Source organism: Pseudomonas sp. FW305-20, from assembly GCF_058788075.1.
Window position 1 is genome coordinate 59,988 of the sequence record NZ_JBYTAJ010000027.1, and the last position, 26,989, is coordinate 86,976.

The 26,989-nt window shown below is 58.6% G+C and carries 30 protein-coding genes; 18 read left to right on the forward strand and 12 right to left on the reverse strand.

The window, feature by feature from the left end:
• Positions 1–9: 9 nt before the first annotated feature.
• Entirely contained in the window at positions 10–1,023 is a 1,014-nt protein-coding gene (benC, locus tag AC3WP4_RS21215; RefSeq protein WP_102615941.1) for a benzoate 1,2-dioxygenase electron transfer component BenC, read from the forward strand.
• Between the two features lie 211 nt (positions 1,024–1,234).
• On the forward strand, positions 1,235–2,008 hold the full coding sequence (locus AC3WP4_RS21220) for a 1,6-dihydroxycyclohexa-2,4-diene-1-carboxylate dehydrogenase (protein WP_102615940.1): 774 nt from the start codon (positions 1,235–1,237) through the stop codon (positions 2,006–2,008).
• A 5-nt stretch (positions 2,009–2,013) separates the two neighbouring features.
• On the opposite strand, the gene AC3WP4_RS21225 is transcribed toward AC3WP4_RS21220, so the two are convergent.
• On the reverse strand, positions 2,014–2,376 hold the full coding sequence (locus AC3WP4_RS21225) for an NUDIX hydrolase (protein WP_102615939.1): 363 nt from the start codon (positions 2,374–2,376) through the stop codon (positions 2,014–2,016).
• 211 nt (positions 2,377–2,587) lie between these two features.
• On the opposite strand from AC3WP4_RS21225, the gene AC3WP4_RS21230 reads away from it, so the two are divergent.
• Positions 2,588–2,791: a DUF2188 domain-containing protein gene (locus AC3WP4_RS21230; protein ID WP_102615938.1), complete on the forward strand. Its 204-nt coding sequence runs from the start codon at positions 2,588–2,590 to the stop codon at positions 2,789–2,791.
• Positions 2,792–2,971: 180 nt separating this feature from the next.
• Here AC3WP4_RS21230 and AC3WP4_RS21235 read toward each other — a convergent pair whose 3' ends face one another.
• Positions 2,972–3,211: a hypothetical protein gene (locus tag AC3WP4_RS21235; RefSeq protein WP_074875717.1), complete on the reverse strand. Its 240-nt coding sequence runs from the start codon at positions 3,209–3,211 to the stop codon at positions 2,972–2,974.
• A 170-nt stretch (positions 3,212–3,381) separates the two neighbouring features.
• Between AC3WP4_RS21235 and AC3WP4_RS21240 the strand changes: the two genes are divergently transcribed.
• On the forward strand, positions 3,382–3,600 hold the full coding sequence (locus AC3WP4_RS21240; protein WP_102615937.1) for a hypothetical protein: 219 nt from the start codon (positions 3,382–3,384) through the stop codon (positions 3,598–3,600).
• Positions 3,601–3,671: 71 nt separating this feature from the next.
• Positions 3,672–4,007: a hypothetical protein gene (locus AC3WP4_RS21245; protein WP_074875721.1), complete on the forward strand. Its 336-nt coding sequence runs from the start codon at positions 3,672–3,674 to the stop codon at positions 4,005–4,007.
• 3 nt (positions 4,008–4,010) lie between these two features.
• On the opposite strand, the gene AC3WP4_RS21250 is transcribed toward AC3WP4_RS21245, so the two are convergent.
• The gene (locus AC3WP4_RS21250; RefSeq protein ID WP_102615936.1) at positions 4,011–4,580 is read right to left on the reverse strand and encodes an RrF2 family transcriptional regulator; all 570 of its coding nucleotides are present in this window, start codon (positions 4,578–4,580) and stop codon (positions 4,011–4,013) included.
• A 283-nt stretch (positions 4,581–4,863) separates the two neighbouring features.
• Here AC3WP4_RS21250 and AC3WP4_RS21255 point away from each other — a divergent pair, with 283 nt between their 5' ends.
• From AC3WP4_RS21255 to AC3WP4_RS21270, 4 genes are all read left to right on the forward strand, one after another.
• Positions 4,864–6,066, forward strand: a complete 1,203-nt coding sequence (locus AC3WP4_RS21255; RefSeq protein ID WP_102615935.1) for an NAD(P)/FAD-dependent oxidoreductase — start codon at positions 4,864–4,866, stop codon at positions 6,064–6,066.
• Between the two features lie 157 nt (positions 6,067–6,223).
• Positions 6,224–7,513: an NAD(P)/FAD-dependent oxidoreductase gene (locus tag AC3WP4_RS21260; protein WP_102615934.1), complete on the forward strand. Its 1,290-nt coding sequence runs from the start codon at positions 6,224–6,226 to the stop codon at positions 7,511–7,513.
• A 25-nt stretch (positions 7,514–7,538) separates the two neighbouring features.
• Positions 7,539–8,093 (forward strand): helix-turn-helix domain-containing protein, encoded by a 555-nt coding sequence (locus AC3WP4_RS21265; protein ID WP_074875728.1) that lies wholly within the window; start codon positions 7,539–7,541, stop codon positions 8,091–8,093.
• Between the two features lie 24 nt (positions 8,094–8,117).
• Complete coding sequence (locus AC3WP4_RS21270; protein ID WP_102615933.1) at positions 8,118–9,464, forward strand: glutamine synthetase family protein; 1,347 nt, start codon at positions 8,118–8,120, stop codon at positions 9,462–9,464.
• A 219-nt stretch (positions 9,465–9,683) separates the two neighbouring features.
• On the opposite strand, the gene AC3WP4_RS21275 is transcribed toward AC3WP4_RS21270, so the two are convergent.
• A complete protein-coding gene (locus tag AC3WP4_RS21275; RefSeq protein WP_008154581.1) occupies positions 9,684–10,316 on the reverse strand; it encodes a response regulator in 633 nt (210 codons plus the stop codon).
• 31 nt (positions 10,317–10,347) lie between these two features.
• Positions 10,348–11,715 carry a cache domain-containing protein gene (locus AC3WP4_RS21280; protein ID WP_074875732.1) on the reverse strand — a complete coding sequence of 456 codons (1,368 nt, stop codon included), beginning with the start codon at positions 11,713–11,715 and terminating at the stop codon, positions 10,348–10,350.
• Positions 11,716–12,645: 930 nt separating this feature from the next.
• On the opposite strand from AC3WP4_RS21280, the gene AC3WP4_RS21285 reads away from it, so the two are divergent.
• Positions 12,646–14,703: a carbon starvation CstA family protein gene (locus AC3WP4_RS21285; RefSeq protein WP_074875734.1), complete on the forward strand. Its 2,058-nt coding sequence runs from the start codon at positions 12,646–12,648 to the stop codon at positions 14,701–14,703.
• A gap of 14 nt (positions 14,704–14,717) precedes the next feature.
• Entirely contained in the window at positions 14,718–14,915 is a 198-nt protein-coding gene (locus tag AC3WP4_RS21290) for a YbdD/YjiX family protein (protein ID WP_007900300.1), read from the forward strand.
• Positions 14,916–15,004: 89 nt separating this feature from the next.
• Here AC3WP4_RS21290 and AC3WP4_RS21295 read toward each other — a convergent pair whose 3' ends face one another.
• On the reverse strand, positions 15,005–15,718 hold the full coding sequence (locus AC3WP4_RS21295; RefSeq protein ID WP_102615932.1) for a metallophosphoesterase: 714 nt from the start codon (positions 15,716–15,718) through the stop codon (positions 15,005–15,007).
• Between the two features lie 131 nt (positions 15,719–15,849).
• The gene (locus AC3WP4_RS21300) at positions 15,850–16,053 is read right to left on the reverse strand and encodes a hypothetical protein (protein WP_074875738.1); all 204 of its coding nucleotides are present in this window, start codon (positions 16,051–16,053) and stop codon (positions 15,850–15,852) included.
• A 466-nt stretch (positions 16,054–16,519) separates the two neighbouring features.
• Between AC3WP4_RS21300 and AC3WP4_RS21305 the strand changes: the two genes are divergently transcribed.
• Complete coding sequence (locus AC3WP4_RS21305; RefSeq protein ID WP_074875740.1) at positions 16,520–16,918, forward strand: YfeK family protein; 399 nt, start codon at positions 16,520–16,522, stop codon at positions 16,916–16,918.
• A 132-nt stretch (positions 16,919–17,050) separates the two neighbouring features.
• Here AC3WP4_RS21305 and AC3WP4_RS21310 read toward each other — a convergent pair whose 3' ends face one another.
• A complete protein-coding gene (locus AC3WP4_RS21310) occupies positions 17,051–17,308 on the reverse strand; it encodes a DUF2790 domain-containing protein (RefSeq protein WP_074875742.1) in 258 nt (85 codons plus the stop codon).
• Between the two features lie 273 nt (positions 17,309–17,581).
• On the opposite strand from AC3WP4_RS21310, the gene AC3WP4_RS21315 reads away from it, so the two are divergent.
• Positions 17,582–17,803 carry a hypothetical protein gene (locus AC3WP4_RS21315; protein ID WP_074875744.1) on the forward strand — a complete coding sequence of 74 codons (222 nt, stop codon included), beginning with the start codon at positions 17,582–17,584 and terminating at the stop codon, positions 17,801–17,803.
• 17 nt (positions 17,804–17,820) lie between these two features.
• On the opposite strand, the gene AC3WP4_RS21320 is transcribed toward AC3WP4_RS21315, so the two are convergent.
• Positions 17,821–18,723: a LysR substrate-binding domain-containing protein gene (locus tag AC3WP4_RS21320; RefSeq protein ID WP_102615931.1), complete on the reverse strand. Its 903-nt coding sequence runs from the start codon at positions 18,721–18,723 to the stop codon at positions 17,821–17,823.
• 149 nt (positions 18,724–18,872) lie between these two features.
• On the opposite strand from AC3WP4_RS21320, the gene AC3WP4_RS21325 reads away from it, so the two are divergent.
• Both AC3WP4_RS21325 and AC3WP4_RS21330 read left to right on the forward strand, forming a co-directional pair.
• Entirely contained in the window at positions 18,873–20,174 is a 1,302-nt protein-coding gene (locus AC3WP4_RS21325) for an NAD(P)/FAD-dependent oxidoreductase (protein WP_102615930.1), read from the forward strand.
• 51 nt (positions 20,175–20,225) lie between these two features.
• Positions 20,226–21,314 (forward strand): polyamine ABC transporter substrate-binding protein, encoded by a 1,089-nt coding sequence (locus AC3WP4_RS21330; RefSeq protein ID WP_102615929.1) that lies wholly within the window; start codon positions 20,226–20,228, stop codon positions 21,312–21,314.
• Between the two features lie 3 nt (positions 21,315–21,317).
• Here AC3WP4_RS21330 and AC3WP4_RS21335 read toward each other — a convergent pair whose 3' ends face one another.
• From AC3WP4_RS21335 to chrA, 3 genes are all read right to left on the reverse strand, one after another.
• Positions 21,318–21,830 carry a DUF6644 family protein gene (locus tag AC3WP4_RS21335; RefSeq protein WP_102615928.1) on the reverse strand — a complete coding sequence of 171 codons (513 nt, stop codon included), beginning with the start codon at positions 21,828–21,830 and terminating at the stop codon, positions 21,318–21,320.
• A complete protein-coding gene (locus AC3WP4_RS21340) occupies positions 21,830–22,180 on the reverse strand; it encodes a DUF6152 family protein (protein ID WP_074875754.1) in 351 nt (116 codons plus the stop codon). Before AC3WP4_RS21340 ends, AC3WP4_RS21335 begins: the two co-directional genes overlap by 1 nt.
• A 158-nt stretch (positions 22,181–22,338) precedes the next feature.
• Positions 22,339–23,547, reverse strand: coding sequence for a chromate efflux transporter (gene chrA / locus AC3WP4_RS21345; protein WP_102615927.1), 1,209 nt, complete (start codon positions 23,545–23,547; stop codon positions 22,339–22,341).
• 182 nt (positions 23,548–23,729) lie between these two features.
• On the opposite strand from chrA, the gene AC3WP4_RS21350 reads away from it, so the two are divergent.
• The 3 genes from AC3WP4_RS21350 to AC3WP4_RS21360 are packed head-to-tail and all read left to right on the forward strand — an operon-like array spanning position 23,730 to position 26,725.
• Positions 23,730–24,701: a tripartite tricarboxylate transporter substrate binding protein gene (locus tag AC3WP4_RS21350; protein WP_102615926.1), complete on the forward strand. Its 972-nt coding sequence runs from the start codon at positions 23,730–23,732 to the stop codon at positions 24,699–24,701.
• Positions 24,698–25,192, forward strand: coding sequence for a tripartite tricarboxylate transporter TctB family protein (locus AC3WP4_RS21355; protein ID WP_076027735.1), 495 nt, complete (start codon positions 24,698–24,700; stop codon positions 25,190–25,192). The genes AC3WP4_RS21350 and AC3WP4_RS21355 overlap by 4 nt, the downstream gene beginning before the upstream one ends.
• 24 nt (positions 25,193–25,216) lie before the next feature.
• Entirely contained in the window at positions 25,217–26,725 is a 1,509-nt protein-coding gene (locus tag AC3WP4_RS21360) for a tripartite tricarboxylate transporter permease (protein ID WP_074875763.1), read from the forward strand.
• Positions 26,726–26,989: the final 264 nt, after the last annotated feature.

Consider the following 26,989-nt stretch of genomic DNA (forward strand, 5'->3'; position numbering starts at 1 on the left):
GCAGCGGTCATGACTCATTCCATCGCATTCAATTTCGAAGACGGTGTCACCCGATTCATCGACGCCAATATCGGCGAAACCGTGGCCGATGCCGCGTATCGCCAGGGCATCAATATTCCACTGGATTGCCGCGACGGCGCTTGCGGCACCTGCAAATGCTTCGCCGAGGCCGGCCGTTATGATTTGGGCGAGGAATACATCGAAGATGCACTCAGCGCGGAAGAGGCCGAACAAGGTTTTGTCCTGACCTGCCAGATGCGCGCCCAGAGCGATTGCGTGGTGCGCGTGCCGACCTCATCGGAGGTGTGCCGCACCCGTCAGGCCAGTTACGACGCGACCATCAGTGCCGTGCGCCAGTTGTCCGACAGCACCATCGCGCTGTCGATCAAGGGCGAGGCCCTGAGCAAACTGGCGTTCCTGCCGGGGCAATACGTGAACCTGGGGATTCCCGGTAGCCAGCAGACCCGCGCCTATTCGTTCAGCTCGTTGCAGCGCGACGGCGAGGTCAGTTTCCTGATCCGCAACGTGCCCGGCGGCTTGATGAGCAGCTTCCTCACCGGCATGGCCAAGGCCGGCGACAGCATGAGCCTGGCGGGGCCGTTGGGCAGTTTCTATCTGCGCGACATTCGCCGTCCGTTGTTGCTGCTGGCCGGCGGTACGGGGCTGGCACCGTTCACGGCGATGCTGGAAAAAATCGCCGAGCAGGGCAGTGAGCATCCGCTGCATTTGATCTACGGCGTGACCAACGATTTCGATCTGGTGGAAATGGATCGACTCGAAGCCTTTGCCGCGCGAATCCCGAACTTCAGCTTCAGTGCCTGCGTCGCCAACCCGGAGAGTCAGCATCCGCTCAAGGGCTATGTGACCCAGCACATCGAGCCGCAGCATTTGAACGAAGGCGACGTCGATGTCTACCTGTGCGGCCCGCCGCCGATGGTCGAGGCGGTCAGCCAGTTCATCCGCGAAAAGGGCATCGCGCCGACAAACTTTTACTACGAGAAATTTGCCGCCAGCGCCGCATAAGCATCAGCACGACACCGTCTCTGTAGCAGCTGCCGAGCCTGCGAGGCTGCGTTCGGCTGCGAAGCAGTCGTAAAACCTGATGACACGGTGTTCCTGAAACACCGCATTGTTTGATCTCACGACTGCTTCGCAGCCGAACGCAGCCTCGCAGGCTCGACAGCTGCTACAGATAGCCGTTCCCTGCGAAATTGATTTTCGCATCGAGGTATTTATGAACAGATTCACAGATAAAGTCGCGCTGATTACCGGCGCAGCCCAAGGCATTGGTCGGCGCGTTGCCGAGCGCATGGCGGCGGAAGGTGCGCGGTTGATTCTGGTCGATCGCTCCGAACTGGTGTTCGATGTCCAGCAGCAATTGGGGCAGGGCAGCCAGGTGCTCGCGCTGACTGCCGATCTTGAGCAATACAGCGAATGCAGCCGAGTCATGCAAACTGCCGTCGAGCGTTTCGGGCGTCTGGATGTGCTGGTCAATAATGTGGGGGGGACGATCTGGGCCAAGCCTTTTGAGCATTACGAAGCGTCGCAGATCGAGGCCGAAGTGCGCCGCTCGCTATTCCCGACGCTGTGGTGCTGTCATGCCGCGCTGCCGTTCATGCTCGAGCAGGGCAGCGGCGCCATCGTCAATGTTTCGTCCATCGCCACGCGCAGTGTCAATCGCGTGCCGTACGGTGCGGCGAAGGGAGGGGTCAACGCGCTGACCGCTTGCCTGGCGTTCGAAACCGCCGGTCGCGGGATTCGGGTCAATGCCACCGCGCCCGGTGGCACTGAAGCGCCACCGCGGGTCATTCCGCGCAACAGCGCTGATCAGAGCGAACAAGAGAAGGTCTGGTATCAGCAGATAGTCGACCAGACGCTCGACAGCAGTTTGATGAAGCGCTATGGCACGCTGGATGAACAGGCAAGCGCAATTCTGTTTCTGGCCAGCGACGAAGCGTCTTACATTACCGGCATGATCATGCCGGTCGGTGGCGGCGACCTCGGTTGATTCACTTACAAGCGACGCTGAAACGCTTTGATGATTCTGAGCGTGGCGTTGCTGGTGTTCAGGTTCTGGACCGCGTCCAGCGGATACCAGATGCAATCGAAGATTTCGTTTTGTGGGCGGGCCTCATCCGCGTTCTCCACGGAGGCCTCGTAAACATGGTGTTGGGTGCTGGCCGTTTGCAATTCCATCAGGTACAGCATCCCAGCGACCCCAAGCCCGGTCTCTTCCTGGAGCTCTCGTGTGGCGGCGTCGGCAATGGCTTCACCACGTTCAACCTTTCCGCCGGGCAGCATCCACCGACTCCTTGGCTTGCGCACCAGGAGGATGTGTCGGTGCCGCTCGCAAATGACGGTCGCGCGTACTTTCATGTGTTACCCGATTGCTGTTTGTCATAAAACAGTCATAAAAATGCAATATTCGAGCCGAGGTGTCTGCCTCAATGGTTGGAGTGATGGACGAGGCTGGAAGTGCAATCGCGTTTCGAAATACTGGCGCGACGTCTGGTCGGCACTTCTTGAAGGGGCGGGTGTAAGGTATTCAAGTGAATCCAGGATCATCACTGCCGAAATGGAGGTGACTATGAGCGTTCCGATGCTGACCAAAATGCACATGAATGGTTATGACGTACTCAGCGTGAACAACGGCCCGTGGCGGGTGTGCACCAAAGGTGACCGGCTTGGAGCCTTTGGCAGTAAAGAGGAAGCACTGGCCTTTGCGGCCGCTCTTCCCGGCTACAAGGCCAGAGCAAGTCGGCCTGCACGCAGCCAGCAATCAGACAAATAGCACGCTTTAAGCCCTGGTTCGCCGGGGCTTTTCTTTGTGCACTTGATCCTTGCTCATGCCGGTCTCGCCCTTTGCAACCAGCGTTCGATCCCGATAGACACGCGATTCGGAGCTGCAGCCACCCAACGCCGCCAGTACAACGACCAGCGCGCCTGGAGGTTTGTGCATGGCAATGCTCTGCTATTGAGCTTTTGTTCGAGTGATGATCTTGGCCTTCACTTCCTCGGCATACCCCTTCAGTCGTTCTTCATCTCCCTGAAAAAGTTCGCACAGCTTCAGGATTGCTTGCGCATCCACGTCATTGCCAGTCAGGCGTAGCTGCTCTGCGATGCGTAAAAGCTCTACGGCTGACCATCTCAAATCCGACGCAAGCCCTTGCAGGTCACGCCGAAGTTCATTTTCAGATTCGTTAAGCCACATGATGACCTCCTGCCAATCTCCGCTACAAAATTTTAGTCCCATTTCCCGGGCCAGGGCGTTTTGTTCGTCTGGACCGTTGGTGCAACCTTCTGTCGGGAAGATGAACGCGAACCCGCAGATTTGATGTCGTAGTGAGGTAGTCAATTTTTGCTAGGGCGAGGCAACTTCAAATGACGGCGACTGATGAGTTTAGATTTCATGCCCATGAGCTGATCGTTGATCTGGACGCGGCCACCACGGAAATGATGAAACTGATTTCTGCACATCAGCTGAGCGGCCCGGAATGGGAGCGGGTCACTCAATGGCAGCACGAAGCGTATGAAAGATGGATGACTTATCTGAACGAGAGGTCATACCCGGAAAACGGCGATCACAACGCCCCTTGCTGAGTTCAGTGCAACGGATGGATGTCTGGACAGCGACACGCTACATTCCCCTTTTTTCGGGATAAGGAAGCGTCATGCGCAAATTGATTGGGGGAGTAGGGTTGGCGTTGCTGGCGGGCTGTTCATTGCCCGCGTCCCTGGTGCCGGGTGAACCCAACGTCAGCAAGTACAGCGACAAGGTGCCGAAAGACTATGCCGCATGCGTTCTGCCGGCGTGGCAGCGGGAGATACCCAATACGACCCAATCGGCGATTTCCAATGGCTACAGAGTCACCGCGCCGAGCATCATCACGGCCGACGAAATTGTCGATATCGTGAAATCCAAGGATGGCAGTCACGTATCGCTTTATCAGGGGCCGCCTTGGGCGAAATCCGGGGCGTTGCGTCAGGCAGTGCGTGATTGTCTTTAAGGTTTAGTCGGTGATATCGGTTGCCTGGATGATCGCGTCGGCGCTTGCCTGAGTGCTCGCATTGATTTTCTTTTCCCGACGATCGTTTATCCAGTTGTCCACCTGAGCATTGAATTGCGCCGGCGCTTTTCGTCCGACCTTTCTGGCGAGATCAAGAATGGTCTGCTGGGCGAGGGCGTCTTCCATGCGTTTCTGCGCGGTCATCATGACGGCATGCACCGAGCACTGACCCGCCAGCGCCCACGCTGGCGCGGAACCTTCGAACAAAGCGCAACGCCCCCGAATCTCTCGGCAATCGAAGATGAGTTTCTGGCCGTCGATGGCATTGACGATATCCAGAATGCTGATTTCGTCAGAAGGTCGGGCCAGCTTGAAGCCGCCGCGCACGCCTTCAGTGGCGACCACCAGTTTTGCCTTGGCCAGTTTGGTGAAGATTTTTGCCAGATAGTCCTGTGGTACGCCTTGCAGCTCGGCAAGGTCGCGCACGCTCGCCTCACGGGTGTCGCCGCTGCTGCCGACCAAAAAAACCAGGCAGTGAATGCCGTACTCAACGCCTGCGCTGTAAAGAGACATATCTATCTCCGACCAAAGTAGTCGCAAATGCTAACAGCGGGACGCGAGCAGGGCAACGCGTCCTGTCGCTTCTCCGTTATGCGTCGCGCGGCAGTTTTGCCTCTCGATAAGCCTTTTTCGGACAAATCGAACTTTTCGATACCAACCATCAGTAATTTCGTTTTGTGCCCTGTAACTAGGATCAATATAGTCGCCGTTGTCAGGTCCGCATTGGGAAGCAGCCGCTACCGAAGCGCGTGACCTTTAACGAATTCATCACTTGGTCTTTTCCCCGGAGTTAAAAATGAAACAACACATCCTGGTTATTGGCGCAGGTTTCGGTGGCATGTGGACGGCTTTGAGCGCCACGCGTCTGTTCGACATTCATGGCCACAACGACGTTGAAGTGACCGTTCTGGCTCCTCAGGCCGAGCTGCGAGTGCGTCCGCGCTTCTACGAGCCGAATGCGCACCAGTTGGCTGCACCGATTGGCGAACTGTTCGATGCGGTTGGCGTCCAGTTCATCAAGGGCTCTGCCGAAACCATCGACGTTGAGCAAAAACGGGTCGGCTACGTTGATGCGTCCGGCAACCAGCGGGTGTGCAACTACGACAAACTCGTTCTGGCGACCGGCAGCCGCCTGGCCTTGCCGAACACGCCAGGTGTGGCGGAACACGCCTTCGACGTGGATCAGATCGAACAGGCCATACGCCTGGAAAATCACCTCAAGTCCTTGGTCAATCTGCCAGAAAGCCAGGCTCGCAACACCGTAGTGGTGGCCGGCGGTGGCTTCACCGGGATTGAAACCGCGACTGAAATGCCTGCGCGGTTGCGTGCCATCCTGGGTGATCGCGCCGACATCGAAGTGATCATCGTTGATCGTGGCGAGAAAGTTGGCGGGTCCATGGGCGCCGAGATCGCCAAGTCGATCGTTGAAGCCAGTATTGAAACGGGCGTGACATGGCGCTTGAAATCGTCGGTCGTGGCTGTCGATGAAAATGGCGTGACCCTGACCGATGGCCAGCGCATCGATGCTAAAACGGTGGTCTGGACCACCGGTGTGCGCGCCAGCTCGTTGACCGAGCAGATTCCGGCCGAACGCGATCACCTCGGTCGTCTGCACGTCGACGCGCACTTGAAAGTCATTGGCCAGGAAGACATCTTCGCCACCGGCGACGTCGCCTACGCCGCCAGCGATGACATCGGCAACTTCGCATTGATGACTTGCCAGCACGCTATTTCGCTGGGTCGTCATGCCGGCAACAACGTTGCCGCACAGATTCTAGGCGTGGACCCGACTCCATACAGCCAGCCTAAATACGTGACCTGCCTGGATCTGGGCGCCTGGGGCGCCGTCTACACCGAGGGTTGGGACCGCCAGGTGAAGTTGGTCAAGGAGGAAGGCAAGGCGTTGAAGACCCAGATCAACACAATGTGGATCTACCCGCCCGCAGCTGATCGTGTCACTGCGCTGGCTTCTGCGGATCCGATGATTCCTGTTGCCTGAAATCTCGGCAGCGTTGCTTCGATAACGCTGTCTGTTTAAAAAAATCCCGCCAGGGTTTCCTGGGAGGGATTTTTTTTTGCGCCTTGAACGGTTGCGGTCGTGAAATTTAGTGTGTACTTTTTCATGAAATTAAAAGTATAAAAATTCACGAGGCTGTATGTTCCAGCAATCTTCCCGGCACGTCGCCAGCTATTACGCCCACACCTGCGCGGATCGCTTGGTGGCTCGAGCTGTTTTTGAGGGTGAGCAGGACACCGAGGTGTTGATCATCGGGGCCGGCTTCAGTGGATTGCACACAGCGTTGCGTCTGGCCCTGGCCGGTAAGCGCGTGACGTTGCTCGAAGCCAGTCGGGTCGCCTGGGCCGCCTCAGGGCGCAATGGCGGTCAGGCCATTCTCGGTTGGTCGTGTGACATGCCGCCGTTGGAGGCGGCGTTGGGTTATGAGCGTGCGCGCCGGTTATGGGACAGCATGCGTTGGGCTGCCCGGGAGTTGCGAGACTTGCCTGGCCGCCATGGTTTCGATTGTGACTATCGGCCTGGTCACCTGTGGACGTCGGTGATGCCGCGTCGGGTGAGTCTGCTGACAGAATGGCAACACGAGGCCAGCCACAAGTGGGGCCACGATAATTTGCAGTTCATTTCGCGCGAGGCGTTGCCTGATTGGGTCTCCAGTGAGCGCTATCAGGCGGGCCTGTTCGATCCTGAAGGCGGGCATTTGAATCCGCTGAAACTGGCGCTCGGCCTCGCCGCTGCGATTGAGCAGGCCGGTGGATGCATTCATGAGCAGAGCAAGGCGCTGAGTTATCGCGAAGAGGGCGGTCAGTATGTAGTTGCCACTGAGCGCGGGCAGATTCGCGCCGACGTGCTGGTGCTGGCGTGCAACGCCTACCTTGATCGGCTTGATCCGAAGCTGTCGAGTTGTGTGTTGCCGGTTGGCACTTATCAGGTGGCAACCGCGCCACTCTCAGAGCGACAGGCGACTGCGCTGATACCGAGCAATGTGTGCGTCACCGACAACCAGTTTGTCCTCGATTATTTCCGCCGTACGCCAGACAACCGCCTGCTGTTCGGCGGTGGATGCACTTACCTGGGCGGCATGCCGAAGGACATCGCCGCTGCGACACGGCCCTATCTGGAACGCGTGTTTCCCCAACTCAAGGGCGTAGAACTGGACTTCGCCTGGGGAGGGCACATCGATCTGACCCTCAAGCGCACGCCTGACATCGGTCGACGTGGCGACCTCTACTGGCTACAGGGTTACTCAGGGCATGGCGTGCTGCCGACGTTGGCCGGGGCGCGTGCTGTGTCCGATGCCATCCTTGGCCAGCCCGATGAGCTGGCGTTGTACCAGGGGTTGATCAACGGCCGCTTTCCCGGAGGGAAGTATTTGGCCGCACCGCTGGAAGCCATCGGCAAAGCCTGGTATCGCCTGCGCGACAGCCTTTGAAACATCAATTTCCGGAAACCTCCTGATGGACATGCAAGAAGAAATCTCGGCGCTGGCGATCCTGATCCAGGACCTGCGCAAACACAAAAAATACACGCTGAAAGACTTGGCGGACAAAATCGGTCGTTCGGTGGGGTTTCTCTCCCAAGTCGAGCGGGGGTTGTCGCGTCCCACGGTGGCGGACTTGACCGCCATCAGCGAAACCCTCGGCGTGCCGACCACCTATTTCTATAGCTTGCCCAAGCCCATGGCGTTGCCTTGGGTGACCCGTCCGGATGAGCGACGCACGTTGTATTACGCCGACGGGATCACCGACATCCTTGTCTCACCGAAGATGCGGGCGTCCTTCTCAATGCTTGAAAGCCAACTGGAGCCCGGCGCCAGCAGTGGTGACCGGCACATGAACGACAGCTCGGAGCAGGGTGGCTATGTCCTCGAAGGGGAACTGACGCTGTGGCTGGATGACGACAAACCGGTGACGTTGCGCACTGGCGACAGTTTCCAGCTGGCCAGTCACACACATTGCCGCTACGGCAACCTCTCGGATCGGCTCGCCCGGGTGCTTTGGGTTTACACCTGATAAAAACAACAAGGAACACTAATGATGGATGCTGTCTGCTCTGATCTGGTTGCTGAGGTTCGCGCGTTTCGCCAGCGCTTCCCGCAGGTGCGTTACGTTGACCTGATTTCCCTGGATATTCCCGGGCATTTTTATGGCAAGCGCTACCCGATAGAAATGCTCGAGAAGGTCGCCGCTGGCAGCGCGCTCAAGCTGCCGCAAAACTGCGTGTTGCTGGGTACGCAGGGCGGTCTGTTCACAATCGGTGACTACTGTTTCAACGACGGCGACCCGGATGCTCCCCGCCGCCTGGTGCCCGGTACGCTCAAGCCCGTGAGTTGGGAAAACCAACTGCTGGGGCAAATGCTGATTACCTCGAGCGGTACTGAGAAGCCTATCGTTTTCGAGCCGCGTGAGGTGTTGGCGCAGGTGCTTGAGCGTCTTGGCCGAAAAGGGATTTTCCCTGTGGTCGCGTTCGAACTGGAGTTCTATCTGTTCGATCGCCAGCTGCGTGACGGCTTGCCACAGTTCCCTCGCGATCAGCTGACTGACGATGCCGATGATCAGCCGAATATGCACATCGAACGGCTGTCGAGATTTTCACCGGTACTCGATGACATGGTCGAGACGGCGAGGGCCCAAGGCATTGATGCCACGGTGATCACTGCGGAGCTGGGCCCGGGCCAGTTCGAAATCAATTTCGGTCACCTTGACGATGGCCTGCGTGCGGCCGACTGGGCAGCCCTGTTCTGCCGCAGCACGCGGGGCGTGGCCCTCAAGCACAATCACCGCGCCAGCTTCATGGCAAAACCCTACTTGCAGCATCCCGGTAGCGGCATGCATGTGCATGTGAGCCTTTACGACGAGGCGGGAACCAACCTGTTGGCGGCAAACGATCAGCAGGCGCTGCGCCATGCAGTGGCCGGTTGCCTTGAGGTATTGCCGCATTGCATGCCGATCTTTGCACCGAATCACAACGCCATGCGGCGCTTGAGCGGCACGGTGAATGTGGCGACGCGCGCCAGTTGGGGCTTTGAAGATCGTGACGCCTGCCTGCGGGTGCCTGAGTCGGACGCGAAGAATCTGCGCATCGAACATCGCCTGGCGGGCGCGGATGCCAATCCATATCTGGTGTTGGCGGCGATTCTGGTCGGGCTGGAGCACGGGTTGGAAGTGGGTCGTGAACCGATTGCATCCCTCAACGAAGATCGTGGCAGCGGAGTCGACTTCCCGCTGGAGATGCTGGAGGCCGTGCGTGCAATGCAAAACAATGTGCAACTGCGCGAGGGTTTGGGGGCAGAGTTTGTGGATGTCTACTGCGAAAACAAGCGCCAGGACCATTTGGCATTCCTGCACGACATCAGCGCGCGGGAGTATCGCTGGTACCTCTAAGTCAGCCCTTGTTAAGGTGCGTCCATAAAAAATGTGTGGATATTGAATGAGTTAGAAGGTTTAGTAACTGGTTGGTGAGTCAAAATATCTTGTTACAGGCAGAAATATTAAGTAATATTCGCCCGCGTTCACCACCACGGTTTATGCATTTTGAGTCCCAGGCGTCCATCAGCTGCCTGGGATTTTTTTTGCCTGAAATTCGCGACAAATGTATATCCGCTACCGCGAAATGATCCCGTGATCGATCGCGTATTTGACCAGGGCCGCGGGTTTGTCGATGTTGAGTTTGCGCCGGATGCTCAGGCGATGGGTTTCTACCGTGCGAACGCTGATGTCCAGTTCACGGGCCATCTCCTTGTTGTTCAGCCCTTGAGCCATCTTGTACAACACCTGGCTCTCGCGCGGTGTCAGCTCGTTGTCGGTATTTTTATCGGCGATGAGCCGCTGGGCGATCTCGGCGCTGTAGAACGTGCCGCCACTGGCGATGGCTTCGATCGCCGCGATGATTTCCCGTGACGGTGAGTTCTTCAGGACATAGCCGCTGGCCCCCGCGCGAACGGACTCACTTACGTATTCGTTATTGTCGTACATGCTCAGCACCAGCACCTTGAGCGACGGGTACTGGCTGCGTAATACCCGGGTCAGCTCGAGCCCGTTCATGTCCCGCAGGCTGATGTCGACCAGCAACAGGTCCGGCTGGCAGCGCCCGACCATTTCAATGGCATCCGCGCCACTCTCGGCTTCGCCCACGACTTCCAGGGGAGGCATGACCGCCAGCAGCGCTTTGATCCCGTCGCGGACCAGGGCGTGATCGTCGACCAGTGCGACGCGGATCGGGTAGGGCAGGTTCATCGCGGGTATTCACTCTTGTTGTGGGGGCGAGTCAGTGTGTTGTACCGGGCGTTTTCATTGGCAGCCAAACGTCCAGCTCGCTTCTTCCCGGCATCGAGATCAGATCGAATCGTCCACCAAAATGCTCGACACGCTCACGGATATTACGCAGGCCAATGCCCGTATGACGACGTTCGACCTGGGCAACGTTGAAACCGATACCGTCATCGACCACCGTCAACCGAATTGAATCTTCGGACCCGTGCAGGGTAATGGAGACGTTTTTAGCTTGGGCGTGTCGTTCAATATTGGTCAGGCCTTCTTGCACGATGCGAAACAGCGAGACCGCTGCTCCATCGACCAGGTGGCAGTCGAATTCGTTGTCGTTAAAAGTCACCACCAGGCCGCTGCGTTGCTCGAATTCTGCGGCGAGTTGACCGATCGCCGCCGGCAGGCCCAGGGTGTCGAGCAGCGAGGAACGCAGGTCGTGGGAGAGGCTGCGAACCTCGCCAATCGCTTCGCCCAGGCGCTCCGTGGCGTCTCTTAGCGTACTCAAACCCTTGTCATGTGCTTGGCCATTCTCGAGCAGGTGGCTGGCCAGTTCGAACTGAAACTTGATCGAGACCAGTAACTGGCTGATGCCGTCGTGCAGTTCACGGGAAACCCGTGAGCGTTCTTCCTCTTGCAAGCTGACGATACGCTGGGTCAGGCGCTGCAGTTTTTTGTCGGCCAGACGATGCTCGCTGACGTTCAATGTCATGCCGCTGGCGAAGACAAACAGCACCGCCACGAGGGCCACTGCGGCAATCGCCAGCATGGTCTTGCGAATGCCCTGGGCCACTTCGTCACGCGCCTGCTGGGTCGCGCGCTCAACGTCTTCAAGGTAGATGCCGGTGCCGAGCATCCAGCCCCAACGATCCAGCATCACCACATAGGCGAGCTTGTCGGTCACCTGGCCGGAGGAGGGTTTGTTCCAGGCGTAGCGCTGAAAGCCTTCGCCCGATTGCGCACTTTTGAGCAATGCCTGGATCACCGGCAAACCGTGAGGGTCCTTCATGTCCCACAGGTATTTGCCTACCAGCTCGGACTGGCGCGCGTGCATCAGGCTGCGGCCTTCGTGGTCGTAGACGAAGAAGTAGCCATTGATGCCAAAGCTGAGCTTGCGCAGTTCTTCCAGCACTTTTTGCTGGGCGTGTTCGTCGCCGTGGCCGTCGTCGTACAGCGGTTCGATCAGGCTTTGCGCCATTTCGACGTAGTTCTTAAGTTCTGCGCGCTTGCTGGCCAGAATGCTGTCTTCGATCAGTTGCGCCTGTTGTTCACCCAGTTGCCGGTTCATGGAAATCACCAGCGCGCAGATGACGGCGATGGCCAGCATCAGCGGCAGAATCCCGAGCGCGACGATTTTGTGTTTGAGCTGCATCTGTGCTCCTGTCCGGACCGAGGGAAGGCGAAGGCCCGGCATCATATGCCAAAGATATGCGGGGCCAGTAGCGGTGCTGGACGGAATGACTTGTGGCTTGGATTTCTGTAGGAGCTGAGCTTGCTCGCGATGGCGGCCTGACAGCCGACCAATCTCTTTCAGGTGTACATATCCATTGCTGCGGTAACGGCGGCTTAGGGTTTCGCCCTTACGGCGAGTCCCTTTTGTCAAACGCCACAAAAGGAACCAAAAAGTCTCGCCCCGGCGTCCGGCCCCTCGCTTGGGCTCGGCGTTCCTTCGTTCCGGTGTTCATCTGGGGGCATCGCCTCCGGTCGGCTTCGCTTCGACCTCCTCTCGATGTGTTCGACTGCGTCGAACGGCGCTGCGCGCCTGCCCCCCAGATGAACACCTCCACTCAGCCTCCCGAAGGGGCGGGTGGATCAAGATCAAGAGCTGCAGGCGAGCTAACGCTCGGCCTGATGAGTGGTGAGGGGCGAAAGGCGAAAGGCGTACGCCGATCTCCTGTGGCAGCGAGCCTGCTCGCGATGGCGGCCTGACAGCCGACCAATCACTTCCTGCCAAACATCCAATCCCTGTGGGAGCTGGCTTGCCTGCGAAGGCGGCCTGACAGCCGACCAATTACTTGCAGGTGTACACCATTCCCCTGTGTGCGAGCCTGCTCGCGATGGCGGTATATCAGACGACATCAATCTTGAATGACAACTCGCATTCGCAACCAAGTCGAATCGCTGCGCCGTCGCTCCAACAAGAAGTCCACCGTCATCTACGTAGAACTACGTAGGCGCCACGTACGTAGTAACGCGGATTTATTTGTAGACGGCATGCGGGGATATTGGGCCAGCTCCGCACAGCGGACACAATTATAAAAATTACCGCCGCAGTCCATTGGCTGTCGGCAGGAGACACGCTATGCCCCGTCTGGCTAAACACCTCGCCTGGTTTGCCGTGGCTGTCCTGGGAGCGTTTGCGCTAAGTGTCGTGGCCCTGCGCCGCGGCGAAGCGATCAATGCCCTCTGGATCGTAGTCGCAGCAGTCGCTATCTATCTCGTTGCATACCGCTACTACAGCCTGTTCATCGCTACCAAAGTGATGCAACTCGACCCCAATCGTGCCACGCCCGCTGTCGTTAACAATGACGGTCTGGACTACGTGCCGACCAATAAACACGTGCTCTTCGGTCACCACTTCGCAGCCATTGCTGGTGCGGGGCCGCTGGTCGGTCCGGTGCTGGCGGCGCAGATGGGTTACCTGCCCGGTACGCTGTGGCTGATTGCCGGCGTGGTGCTGGCCGGTGCCGTTCAGGATTTCATGGTCCTGTTCATGTCCACCCGCCGCAACGGCCGTTCCCTCGGTGACATGGTCCGTGAAGAAATGGGCCGCATCCCCGGGACCATCGCGCTGTTTGGCTGCTTCCTGATCATGATCATCATCCTCGCGGTGCTGGCGCTGATCGTTGTGAAAGCCCTGGCCGAGAGCCCGTGGGGCATTTTCACGGTGATGGCGACCATCCCGATCGCGATGTTCATGGGCATTTACATGCGCTACATCCGCCCGGGCCGCATCGGTGAAATCTCCATCGTCGGTGTGCTGTTGCTGCTGGGTTCGATCTGGCTCGGCGGGCAGATTGCTGCTGATCCGGTCTGGGCCAAGGCCTTTACCTTTACCGGGATCCAGATCACCTGGATGCTGATCGGCTACGGTTTCGTCGCCGCGGTATTGCCGGTGTGGCTGATTCTGGCGCCGCGGGACTACCTGTCGACCTTCCTGAAAATCGGCACCATCGTGGCCCTGGCGATCGGCATCCTGATCACCATGCCCGACCTGAAAATGCCGGCACTCACCCAGTTCGTCGACGGCACCGGGCCGGTGTGGAAGGGCGGTCTGTTCCCGTTCCTGTTCATCACCATCGCCTGTGGTGCGGTTTCCGGTTTCCACGCACTGATTGCTTCCGGCACCACGCCGAAGTTGCTGGCCAGTGAAGGCCATGCCCGTTACATCGGTTACGGCGGCATGCTGATGGAATCCTTCGTTGCCATCATGGCCATGGTCGCCGCGTCGGTGATCGAGCCGGGCGTGTACTTCGCCATGAACAGCCCGGCGGCGCTTGTCGGCTCTGATGCTGTTACGGTTGCTCAGACCGTCAGCAGCTGGGGCTTTGCAATCACCCCGGAAGCGCTGCAAGCGGTCGCCAGGGACATCGGTGAAACCACCATCCTGGCCCGTGCCGGCGGTGCGCCGACCCTGGCGGTCGGTATCGCGCAGATCCTGCACCAGCTTCTGCCGGGTGAAAACACCATGGCGTTCTGGTACCACTTCGCGATCCTGTTTGAGGCGCTGTTCATCCTGACGGCTGTAGACGCCGGTACCCGTGCCGGTCGCTTCATGCTGCAGGACTTGCTCGGTTCCTTCGTGCCAGCGCTGAAACGCACCGAATCCTGGACCGCCAACCTGATCGCCACCGCCGGTTGTGTGGCGATGTGGGGTTACTTGTTGTACCAGGGCGTGATCGATCCGCTGGGTGGCATCAATACCTTGTGGCCGCTGTTCGGTATTTCCAACCAGATGCTGGCCGGTATCGCGCTGATGTTGGCGACTGTCGTGCTGATCAAAATGAAACGCCAGCGCTACGTCTGGGTCACCATGCTGCCGGCTGTGTGGCTGCTGATCTGCACCACCACGGCAGGTTTCATCAAGCTGTTCGACGCCAACCCGGCGATCGGTTTCCTGGCCTTGGCCAAGAAGTACAGCGATGCCCTGGCCAACGGTCAAATTCTCGCTCCGGCGAAGAGCATCGACCAGATGCAACACGTGATCTACAACGCCTACACCAACGCAACGCTGACGGCGCTGTTCTTGCTGGTGGTCTTCAGCATCCTGTTCTTTGCACTCAAGGTCGGTATTGCCGCCTGGGGCAGCAAGGAACGTACGGACAAAGAAGCGCCATTCCAGGCACTACCGGATGCTTGATCGAGGAGTGCAGCATGTTCAATGACCTGAGTCGCCTAGGTAAATACCTCGGTCAGGCCGCGCGCCTGATGGTCGGAATGCCCGACTACGACACCTACGTCGAGCACATGCAAACCAAACACCCGGACAAACCGGTGATGAGTTATGAGGTGTTCTTTCGGGAACGCCAGGAAGCGCGTTACGGAAGCAAGGCTGGACCGAAGTGCTGTTGATGGACGGTGGCAGTAATGCCACCTGAATCGCTAATAAAGAACCCGGCTGATGAAGCCGGGTTTTTTTTGAGTGGCCGATCCGTGTTGAGTCAGCTTGCGGGAATGGTTTCGAGCGTTTCGAGATCCAGCAGGGTGAAATAACCACGGTCCGGCCTCCAGCCCCCCGTATCGATGTGAATCACATTGCCAAGGCTGACGGGCATATAAAGCGGCGTATGCCCCACGACCAGTGCGCGCAGGCCTTCGACGCCATGGGTCTCCTGCTGATCGAGCCGCCGTCGTGACCACATGCAGAAGTGCTGCACCTCCTGCAGACGCCTGTTGCTTTCCGGCGACTCCAGTTCCTTTCGCAATTGCTGCCATGACGGAAATGGACAATCGGCATGCACGATGCCGATCAGGCCGTAGGCTGTTTCGACTTCAATCGCGATAGGAAGCCTGGCGAACTGCGCCGCGAAGGCGTGCTTCTCGATCAGAGGGAGGTCCATGAACCATGAACCGCCGTTGTCGAGCCAGCTGTCGACGTCGCAGGTGTCGAAGTAAACCACGTAGTCGTCATGGTTGCCTCGCACCGGGTGGAACCATGCCTTGCCCAGCCAATCGAGGGCATCATGGCATTCCGGCCCACGGTCAATCAGATCGCCAACACTGAACAGGCGATCTACCAGGTGGTTGAACCCGGCGGCATCCAGAGCATCCTGCAACCGAGTGAAATGGCCATGAATATCCCCGACCGCGAAATCCCGGCCGGCAACGTTTGCAGCGAAGCGCTTGACGCGTGACATCTCTAAATTTTCGAGCATGGGAATGCCACTCCGGCAGCTCCCCAACGGGCTAGTCAAGTGAGTTTAGGCCAATAAGTGGTACCCGACCTTACCGCGCCGGCAAGCGGACCTTTTCCGCTTGCCCGACAAGCTGGCCGGATCAAACTTTGTCAGAGCAAATAAGCCGTTGCTTGCCCGAAAGGGTTGTCCTGCACGCTGGCGATAAGGTGCAGAGGCATGTGTTGCGCATCCAGGGTTGGAACTTCGAAAGTCTCCACAATCTGGGTGTGGCGCTCACTCGGCCCGGTCGACGCTTCGACAAGAGCCTTGGCCATTCTCGCGTGGTTCGCTGCGATTTCGTTGAGAGTTGACACGTTACATCTCCCGGTGACTGACCAAGCGCATCGCTGGCGTCCTAAGCGTTAAGTAAGTGCTGTCGCGTCAGAATTACGTCGTTCTGGGGCAGCTACGACCGTCTTGTGCAAACCTTGAGCCAGCATTGTCAAAAAAATCGCGCTGCGTTTCTGATGCGACGAATGGTGGTGGCGGGGCTTTAACGGGATATTTCCTGAGCCTATAAGGCGGGGGAAAAAGGTGATTAGACGTGCAGAAGTAGTTTTGCTAAAAAAATAGTGCATGGTCGCTGTTGACGCGCCAATGCATCTCCATTCTGTTAGATGGAAATCGCCCAACATTGAGCTGGGCAACGATCAATGAGTCTGATGCCGATACAGGGATAAGTAACTGCGACTTTGGCCAACTGCTCGCGCACAGGCATTGGGCTCATTGATCCCCTTTTTTTCCACAGAAAGTCACCCCTTTCAGGACAAGGAAGTAATCATGTGGATTTTGAAAGAAGCGGTGAATCAATCCATTTTCCGCCAATGGCTGATCGCTGCTTCTATCGGCCTTTTTGTGGCGGGCGGTGTACAGGCTCAAACCTCGACACAGGCGAACCAGGAGATAAAGGGCTTGCTGGATTTTGTGGAGCGCAGCGAGTGCAAGTTCGTGCGCAACGGCAGTGAGTACCCTGGACCCGAGGCTCGGGCACATCTCGAAAAGAAGCTGAATTATCTCGAAGGCAAGAACCTGGTGAGCAGCGCAGAAGACTTCATCGATCTTGCTGCCACTAAAAGCAGCATGTCTGGCAAAGCCTATGAAGTGCGGTGCGCAACTGGCGTTCAGCCGACGAGCACCTGGCTGAAGACGGAGCTACAGAGACATCGTCAGCTTCATTGAGCCTATTCCCTGAAACGGATATGTACCCAAACCTTAAGCGGTGTCGGCAACCTGACCTGTCACAGCGGCGGGCTACAGAGGTCAGCCAGTGGCGCCAATGTAGCCCGGTCCTCTGCGAATACAGGCGACTGATCAGTTAGCGCCGATGCAACCCATGCCCTGGACCTGGTAATCCAGCACGTGTTTGCGACCCTGATGGTCGAGGTATATCAGCTGCGCGGGGACGATGCCGCAATCCTGCGTGATGATGTTGCTGGACAGGTCTTTGGCGATATCCAGGTGGACGAAGAAACCGGTCTTGTCGTGAATGACAGGTTCGGCGGTCTGGGTATCGGCAACGGCCGAACTCGTGGCGAGGAGAGCAGCAAACCCGAGGATTAACATTTTCATGATGACTTCCTCTATTCAGGGGCGGGTTGGCTGCCGATGGGTTGCCTGGCAGTGAAGCCAGGTCAGCCAGTCGATCCGCACAATCGACCCACGGTTGAATGTCAATTCTGTAATGAAACGGCGCCGAAATGACGGGGGGCGACCGGCGGCTTCAAGGCATGTGGCTCGATGGCAGCTCGATGGTGGTCGCGCTCCTGCCTGCCATATGTCGGGAGCGAGGAACGTCACTCATGAAAAAACTTCGAAACGAAGACTGTCTTTGGGAGTTTGAGCATGAGTGATGATCAAAAGAGCGAAGCCCTGGCGGCTTGGTATCAGCTGCTGAAAGTGCCCGAAATCCGGATGGATGCCGAAGAGCAATATGACCAGTTGCTCAAGGCAGCCGATGAGATGGAGCGCACCGGGCTCATCAACAGCGTTGAATGGCGCAAGCTGGTTCAAGAGGCGAGCGCTGCTTTTGCCAATGCGACAGAAGGGTTGGGGCGCGGAACGTAGGGGTCAAATCCTGATGGTCAAACTTCGCCTGCTGGCCGTTCGGCCTGTTGGGCAAACCACTGCATGATCAGCGAGCAGGCGGGATGAGCAGCCGCAGATGGCTGAAGGTTCAAGGCGTAAATGCCGCGGGTCTTCAAGGGGTGGCCGAACGGAACGACGAGCACGCCTCGTTCCAGTGATTCGCCTGCCAGGGTCAGGTCAGTCATGGCGACGCCCAACCCTCGCGCCGCCGCATCGAGCGCCAACTCGTCGAGGTTGAAGGGGATATGGCGGTAGTCCTCCAGTGACTGGCCGTCATTGGCGTGCAGCCACTGGCCCCAGTCATGCTTGTCCGCCGAGCGATGCAACAGTGGGAAACGCATAAGATCGGCCACCGATTCCAACGGCTGGGTCGTGCTGCCCAGGCCAGGGGCGCACACCGGCACCAGCGCCTCTTCGAACAAGGTCAGGCAGTCAGGATCGCGGGACGGCTCGGGCAGATAGAGGATGTAGGCGTCGCTGTCGATGGCCGGTTCCACCACTTCCGTGGCCACGGTTTCGATCGACAGCGAAACCTGCGGATGACTTCGATAGAACTCGCTCAACTTTGGCAGCAACCATCGAACCGCCAGCGATACATGCATGCGGATGCGGAAGGGGCGTTTTTGCGGTGTCAGCCGATCTTCCAGGGTTTTCAGTTGCGCCAGGATACTTCGGGCGGTCGCAAGCACCTGTTCGCCTTCCGGTGTCAGCCGAACACTGCGGCTGTTCCTGACGAACATCGGCAAGTCGAAGTGGCTCTCCAACTGCTGGATTTTTCGACTCACTGCGCTTTGGGTCAGACAGAGCTTTTGCGCCGCTTGCGTGAAGCTGCCCGAGCCTGCGACCTCGACCAGCGCCTGCAAGGCCTGGAGAGAAGGAACGTGGTGAATTTTATCCATGCGCTTTTTGAATGGCTCGATGAGTTTATAACGTTGGTTGTATCACTACAGGCCTTATAGATTCTAGCTCTAGCCAGCGCCGGCCGGAAAGACTCATGCGATGACGTCATGTGCGGCGCTTGCGGAACTACAGGCAGACGAGGTGATGCATGACCAATGTATGTGGCTGGATTGCGCAGGCGGGGAGTTCTCCCGCTCGCGATGCTCTCAAAGGCACGCAAAAAGCCGATTGGCTGATTGTCGGTGCCGGTATCACCGGGCTGTGCGCCGCTCACACACTCGCTGAAATGCACCCGCAGGCGCGGATCGTGATTGTCGACAGGCAGCGGGCCGCGCAGGGCGCTTCGGCGCGCAATTCGGGCTTCGTGGTCGGGCATGAACATCCCTCCAAGGATGAGTTGATCGGCAACCCGGGGTTTGCTGGTTTTGAAGTCGATACCTCGATTTCACGTGCCGCCAGTGACGAAGTGCGTCAGCGCATCGCTCATCTGGGCATCGAATGTGAATTCAGGGAATCGGGCTACTTCTTCGCTGTCAACGATCCCGGCAAGTTGACCGACGTCGCGGCCAAGCTGGCGACGCTACGTGCTGTCGGCGCCTCTGCGGATTTTCTGGAAGGTGAACCGCTGAGCAAAAAACTGGGCACCGCGCATTACCAGGCCGCGATCTGGTGCGGCAATGGCAACGCGCTGCTGCAACCGGCGAAATATGTGAAGGGCCTGCTGGATACGCTGCCAGCTAACGTGACCCTGTTCGAAAACACCGATATCACTGGCCTGGAGCGTTTGGGCAAAGGGCGTATTCGCGCCAATGGTGCCGATGGAAGCATCGAGGCCAGGCAAGTCCTGGTGTGCCTGAACGCGTTCATTCCGCGCTCAGGGATAGAGGACAGCGGGACGTTCCCGATGGAACTCAGCGCCAGCCTGACACGGCCGCTCAGCGACGCCGAGTTCACGTCCATCGGCGCGGTTGAGCCTTGGGGCGTGCTGTCCACCCGGCCATTGGGCGCTACGGTGCGACTGACTCCAGACCGCCGCGTGATGATCCGCAACACCGCGGAATACCGTTCCCGGGATATATCCGACAGTGAGCTGCTGCACCGTCGCAAACACCATGTGCTGGGCTTGCAACGCCGTTTTCCATTCTTGAACGAGCAGGACATTCAATACACCTGGACCGGACACTTGAGCGCTTCGCGCACCGGGCAACCGTATTTTTCAAAGGTCGACGAAGGGGTGTTTGCGGTGGCCGGCTGCAATGGTTCGGGCGTCGCACGCGGCACCCTTTGGGGGCGCTTGCTCGCCGAACTGGCATCCGGTGACAGCTCGCCCATCCTCGAATCGGTGATGCGCAGGGCCCAACCGGGGTGGCTGCCGCCGCGCCCCTTTCTCGATATCGGTGCCATGCTTCGAATGCGCGTGGAGGCGATCAGGGCCAAAACAGAAATCTAGAACACCCGGCGATCAAACAATAAAAACTCATCCAACACACGGTGATTGAACATGCGCGTCAATAACATTTCCCTGATGGTCGTGCTCACGACGTTGTCGGCAGCCACCTACGCTGACGAAGTCGTCAATATTTCAAACTGGAACGGCTACATTGCCGACGACACCTTGACCACGTTCACCAGGGAATCGGGGATCAAGGCAACGTACGACATTCACGACAGCAACGAAGTGCTGGAATCCAAGTTGATGACTGGCAACACCGGCTATGACGTGGTGAGCCCTTCAAACCATTTTCTGTCCCGGTTGATCAAAGCCGGGGCGGTGCAGAAACTCGATAAAAGCCAGCTGCCGAACTGGAAAAACCTCGATCCGGCGCTGATGAAAAAACTCGAGGTCAATGATCCGGGCAACCAGTACGGTTATCCGTATATGTGGGGCACGGCGGGTATCGGCTACAACGTCGAGAAGATCAAGGCGATCTTCGGCAACACCGATGTCACCCATTCGTGGAATCTGTTTTTTGATGAAAACAACATCAAGAAACTGAGCCAGTGCGGCGTGGCGATTATCGATAACCCTACGCAGATCCTGCCGATCACCCTGAATTACCTGGGGCTGCCGTCCCATAGTCACGAGCCGGCGGATTACAAGAAAGCCGAGCAGGCGCTGCTCAAGATCAGACCTTATGTCCAGTATTTCCACGCCTCCAAGTACATCAGCGACCTGGCGAACGGCAATGTCTGCGCGGTGATCGGTTTCAACGGCGACATCGTGCAGGCGGCCGCCAGCGCCAAGGAAGCCAACAACGGCATCGAAATCGCTTATTCGATCCCTGACGAAGGCTCGACACTGTGGTTCGACATGGTGGTCATGCCCAAGAGCGCGCCGCACGAAAAGAATGGCTACGCCTACATGAACTACCTGCTGACGCCGCAAGTCATTGCCAACATCAGCAACAGCATCCATTACGCCAACCCCAACCTGGCGGCGGACCAGTATGTTGTTCCTGCGGTGAAGCAGGACCTGGCGATTTATCCGCCGACAGGTGTGCTGGAAAAGTTGTTTACCGTAGAGGAACTCCCCGCGGCCATCGCACGGCTGACGACCCGCCTGTGGACCAAGTTGAAAACCAATACCTGATGATCAGGTGTAGGCCAATAACCGACCGCACAACACCACGCTGACCCATAACCCAATCGAAAACAGCGCCTGGATTTTTGCGATTCCAGGCGCTGCAGCACCCGTGTTCCACTGGGTGACCGAGCGGAAAATCCCGACGTGGAAAAGCGCAGCGTTGAGCCCGGCAGTAGCGATCAGGCATAGCTTCAGGATGAAGATGTCATTCGATGCGAAGTCGTGGGGATGGGCGGAAAACATCATCAGCCCGGCGGGCACGATCAACAGCAGGGCGAGGACGGACCAGGTCAGCAGGTGGCGAGCCAGGGCCGTTACTGCAATCTCTTTCGACAGCCCCAGGACCCGCAGATCGAACATCACGACAGAGCCGACCAGCACTGAAAATCCGATGATGTGAACCACCTCGACCATCGGATACAGCCACAGGTCACCGCGCATGGCCGCGCCAAGCTGCGAGTCGCCGACCCAGTCCAGCCAGCTGCCCGGACTCGATCCGGCGCTGGTATCACTGGCCTGCATCACCGCAACTCGGTGGTCTTGTCGCCGACCGTGATGCGTTCGGCGCGCATCTCATCGGGTTTGTTGCGATTCTGATAGCCGACCACACTGGCGGTGTTACCCACACTCAGCATCTCCCGGGAAAGGCCGCGGTTCTCCATGCGCGAGGGCGGTGCCAGGACGACGTTCCAGGTTTTGTCTGGTGTTTTGAGACGCACGAAGCCGTGCGGATGGGAGTAACCGGATTCTTCTATCGTGCCGTTCAGCTGCAGGGGATTGCTGGAGTCGTATTCACTCCAGCCGTGATGCGCGAACGCCGCCGTCGCAGCCAGTAACAGTGACAATCCAATGCTGCCGAGCATGCCTTTCATGACAAGTCTCCTGTTGCAGATCATTGATCAACGTGAGTCCTGACGTGTTTTCGCCACAGAGGTTTTTAGAATAGCCCGACATTTTTCAGCATTGCGCCGAGCAAATGTTTCTGAAGAAGTAGATGATTGAATATCAATAACTTGCTTCGGCTTGTTCTTCACAACAGGACACTCGACAGCCACCCCGCGACCCCGCAGCCGACCACTACCAGCCACGGCGGGAGTTTCCAGAACATCAATGCAACCAAAGCGATCAGTGCCAAACCGAAGTCCTGCGGCTTGAAAATGGCACTGGTCCAGACAGGCTGGTACAGCGCCGCCAACAACAAGCCGACCACCGCTGCATTGACGCCGGCCAGCGCGGCCTGTGTGCGCAAACTGCGGCGCAAGCGCTCCCAAAAAGGCAAGACCCCCACGATCAACAGAAAGGACGGCACAAAGATCGCCAACAAGCAGATCATGCCGCCGATCCAGCCCGACGGGGCGAGGTTCATCGAGGCGCCGAGGAACGCGGCGAAGGTGAACAAGGGGCCGGGAACGGCCTGCGCGGCACCATATCCGGCAAGAAAGGTTTCGTTGTCGACCCAGCCAGAAGGCACCACCTCGGCTTGCAGCAGTGGCAAAACAACGTGCCCCCCGCCGAATACCAGTGAGCCGGACCGGTAGAAAGCATCCACCATCGCCACGGTTTGACTGGGCAGCAACTGGGTCATGAGCGGCAAGCCAACCAGCAATGCCAGGAACAGCGACAGCCAGAGCGCCCCGGCCCGGGGGCTGATCGTGATTGGCAGTGGCTCGTGCCTGGCACTCTGATCGGGTTTGAACAACAGTAGGCCGGCCAGGCCCGCAGCGGCAATCACGCTGACCTGTCCCCAGGCGGACGGTTCAAGCAGGGCGACGCAGGCTGCAATCACCATGAGGGTGACTCGCAGCACGTCCGTGCACAGGTTGCGTGCCATGCCCCAGACCGCTTGCGCAACCACCGCGACAGCCACCACTTTGAGGCCGTGCAACGCGCCGGGCGCGAGGGCCGTGCCGTAATGGGAAATGCCCAGGGCAAACAGGATCAGTGCAATGGCCGAAGGCAGCGTGAAACCCGTCCAGGCGGCCAGCGCCCCACGATATCCCGCCCGAGACAGACCCAGCGCCATGCCGACCTGACTGCTGGCCGGACCCGGCAGGAATTGGCAGAGCGCAACCAGATCCGCATAGCTGCGCTCGGTCAGCCAGCGTCGTCGTGTGACGAACTCCTCACGGAAGTAACCCAGGTGTGCAATGGGCCCGCCGAAAGAAGTCAGCCCGAGGCGCAGGAAGATCAAAAACACCGACCACGCGCTGCTGCGGTCATCGGTATGAGGGTTGGTCATGTGTTCATCTTCCTGGTTCGAGCGAGTCCGTTTCATAGGCGAGTGACGATAGCGAATTCGTTAAATGCTGTCTCCCTAACCATGGCCTACGCTTATTGGCAGGCCAATGTGCATCGAGCAGGCTTTTCGCCCTGGTCGATTGCCCCGGCACCTATAAAAACAATGCAATCGGGAGACAACTTATGTCCGCTTTGTTCCGTCGATTCAGCCGCTGCATCGCAACGGCCGTTACCGCAGCTGCGCTCGCGACACCGGCCTTTGCGCTGGACACCGTCAAGTTCATGGCCCCGGGTTCCGTGGGGGGTGGCTATGACCAGACCGCCAGGGTCTTGGGCAAAGCCATGGTCGAGGCCAACACGGCCAAATCCACCACGTTCGAGAACAAGGGCGGAGCAGGGGGGACGTTGGGGCTGGCGCAGTTCGCCAACAGCACCAAGGGCGATCCGAATGCGCTGCTGGTTGTCGGCGCGATCATGGTCACTGCCATTGAACAGAACAAGCCGCAAATCACCTTGAAGGACGTGACGCCGATTGCCCGTCTGTTCACCGAATACAACGTGATTGCCGTGCGCAAGGAATCTGAATTCAAAACCCTGGAGGACTTGTTGAAAGTCTTCAAGGAAAAGCCGACCAGTATTTCCTGGGGCGGTGGCTCCAAGGGGTCGATCGATCACATCGGCATTGCCGAGTTGGCCGCGAAAATGGGTGTCCCGGTCAACAAGGTGAATTACGTCGCCTTCGCGGGTGGGGGTGAAGTCGTTGCTCAGGCATTGGGCGGTCAGATCAAGGTGATCACCGGTGGTTATGCCGAGCTTGGCCAATACATCAGGAACGGCCAGTTCCGAGTACTCGCCATCGGCGCGCCAGAACGCGTTGAAGGCATCGATGCGCCGACCCTCAAAGAGAAAGGCTACGACGTGACCATCGGCAACTGGCGAGGTGTTTACGGTGCCGCTGGCCTTACGCCCGAGCAGCGCAAGGAAGTGATCGACGCTGTCGTGGCCGCCAGCAACAGCAAAGTCTGGAAAGACAATATCGACACCAACAAATGGTCACCCAACGTCCTGACCGGCGATGAGTTCGGCAAATTCGTCGACGAAGAGCATGTGCGGCTGCGTGCGATGCTGGTCGAGGTCGGGCTGGTTTCGAAATGACCCAGCCTCGCGCAATCGTGCCGGTACAACTGGCGATCGGCGTGGGCGTGATTGCCATCAGCGCCGTGTTGGCGGTGGGCGCATTCCGGTTTCCGCCCGAGATGGGGTTCGTCATCCTGGGAGCCCACGTCTATCCGTACGGTGTCGCGGTGTTCCTGGGCGTGGTCGGGCTGTTGCTGTGTTATCAGGCCGTCACCGGTGGTTTTCGCGAGCTGGCAGACCACAGCGCCGAAGCTGCCCAAGCGCTGCCCGGCGGCAAAGCCGGCGCAGCCTGGGTGACCGCGGGGCTGGTGGGGGTGGCCGTGCTGATTAACCTCATCGGCTTCGTCTTGGCCGCCGGGCTGCTGTTTGCCTGTTCGGCGCGGGGGTTTGGCAGTCGTCGCCCGGTGAAGGACCTCGCCATCGGCATTGCCTTGACCCTGCCGATTTACTGGCTGTTCAACGCCGGGCTAGGGGTTTCCCTGCCGCCCCTTGTCAACGCCTGGATCTGATCCGGGCCGAAGGAGGTAAACAAGGTGGATACTCTCGCGAACCTGGCCATTGGTTTTTCCGCTGCGCTGACCCCGATCAATTTGATGTGGGGCTTTATCGGCTGTTTGCTCGGCACCGCCATCGGTGTCTTGCCGGGTATCGGGCCGGCGCTGACCGTTGCGCTGCTGCTGCCGATCACCGCCAAGGTCGATCCTACGGGGGCCTTGATCATGTTCGCCGGGATTTATTACGGCGCGCAGTTTGGTGGCTCGACCACTTCCATCCTGCTCAATACGCCCGGTGAATCGTCCTCCATGGTCACGGCCCTGGAAGGCAATCTCATGGCGCGCAACGGCCGGGCAGGACCGGCCCTGGCGACGGCTGCGATAGGCTCATTTGTGGCCGGCACCATCGCGACGGTGTTCCTGACGTTGTTTGCCCCGATTGTTGCCACGCTGGCGCTCAGGTTTGGTCCTGCCGAGTATTTCGCGATTCTGGTGCTGTCCTTCACCACGGTGTCTGCGGTACTCGGCGCTTCGATGCTGCGCGGTTTTGTTTCGCTCGGGATTGGGCTGACCATCGGCTTGATCGGCCTGGACTCGACCTCGGGCATTGCCCGTTACACCCTGGCGGTGCCGGAGTTGGTGGATGGCATCGAAGTCGTGCTCGTGGCGGTCGGTTTGTTTGCAGTAGGTGAGGCGTTGTACAGCCTGCTTTATCAGAAAGAAGAAGCGTCTGGCCGGCACCGTTTAACCTCGTTGTGGATGACGCGCGCTGACTGGAAACGCTCGGTTCCTGCCTGGTTGCGCGGCACGTTGATCGGCTTTCCATTCGGGTCGATTCCTGCGGGGGGCGCTGAGATTCCGACGTTCCTGTCCTATTCGGCAGAACGCAAACTGAGCAAATACCCGAAAGAGTTTGCGGGCAACAAGGGCAAGGGGGCGATCGAGGGGGTTGCCGGACCCGAGGCGGCCAACAACGCGAGCGCGACGGGTTCTTTGGTACCACTGCTGACGCTCGGCATTCCGACGTCCGCCACCGCGGCGATTCTGTTGGCCGCGTTCCAGAACTACAACCTGCAACCGGGGCCGATGCTCTTCCAGACGTCGGGAGAATTGGTCTGGACGCTGGTGGCTTCGCTGTATGTCGGCAACGTGATTTTGTTGGTGTTGAATCTTCCGTTGGTGGGGCTGTGGGTCAAGCTTCTGCAGATTCCCCGGCCGTACCTGAACGCGGGCATTCTGGTGTTTGCCACCATCGGGGTGTACGGCATGCGTCACTCTTCCTTCGATCTTTTGCTGATGTTGGCGATTGGGTGGGGCGGGGTCTTGATGCGTCGTTTCGACTTTCCCGTCGCGCCGGTGATCGTCGGCATGCTGCTGGGGCCGATGGCTGAAAAGCAGCTGCGCAATGCGTTATCGATCAGCGAAGGAGACTGGCTGGTGTTTGTGACGCAACCGATATCGGCGGCGTTCCTTGCGCTGACGCTGTTGGTGCTGTTGGTTCCGTATGTGCTGCATGCTCGCGGTATCAAGTTGCATGAGGATGATTGATTGCAGTGGCTGGTGCCGCCTGCCGGGTAGGCTGGCTGCATGGGTGTTCACCGAGGTCGGGGTACATATCCGTTTCCGCAGTCACGGCGGCTTAGGGTTCCGCCCTTACGGCGGGTCACTTGGAAAAGCCCCAAGTAACCAAGGGCTTTTGCCCCTTTCGTACGGTGGCTCGCCTAGGCTCGCCATACCCTCGCTCCGGTCCTGCTCCGTGGGCCCGCCGCCATCGGCCATCCATGGCCGGGGGCGGCTAACCCGGCATCCATG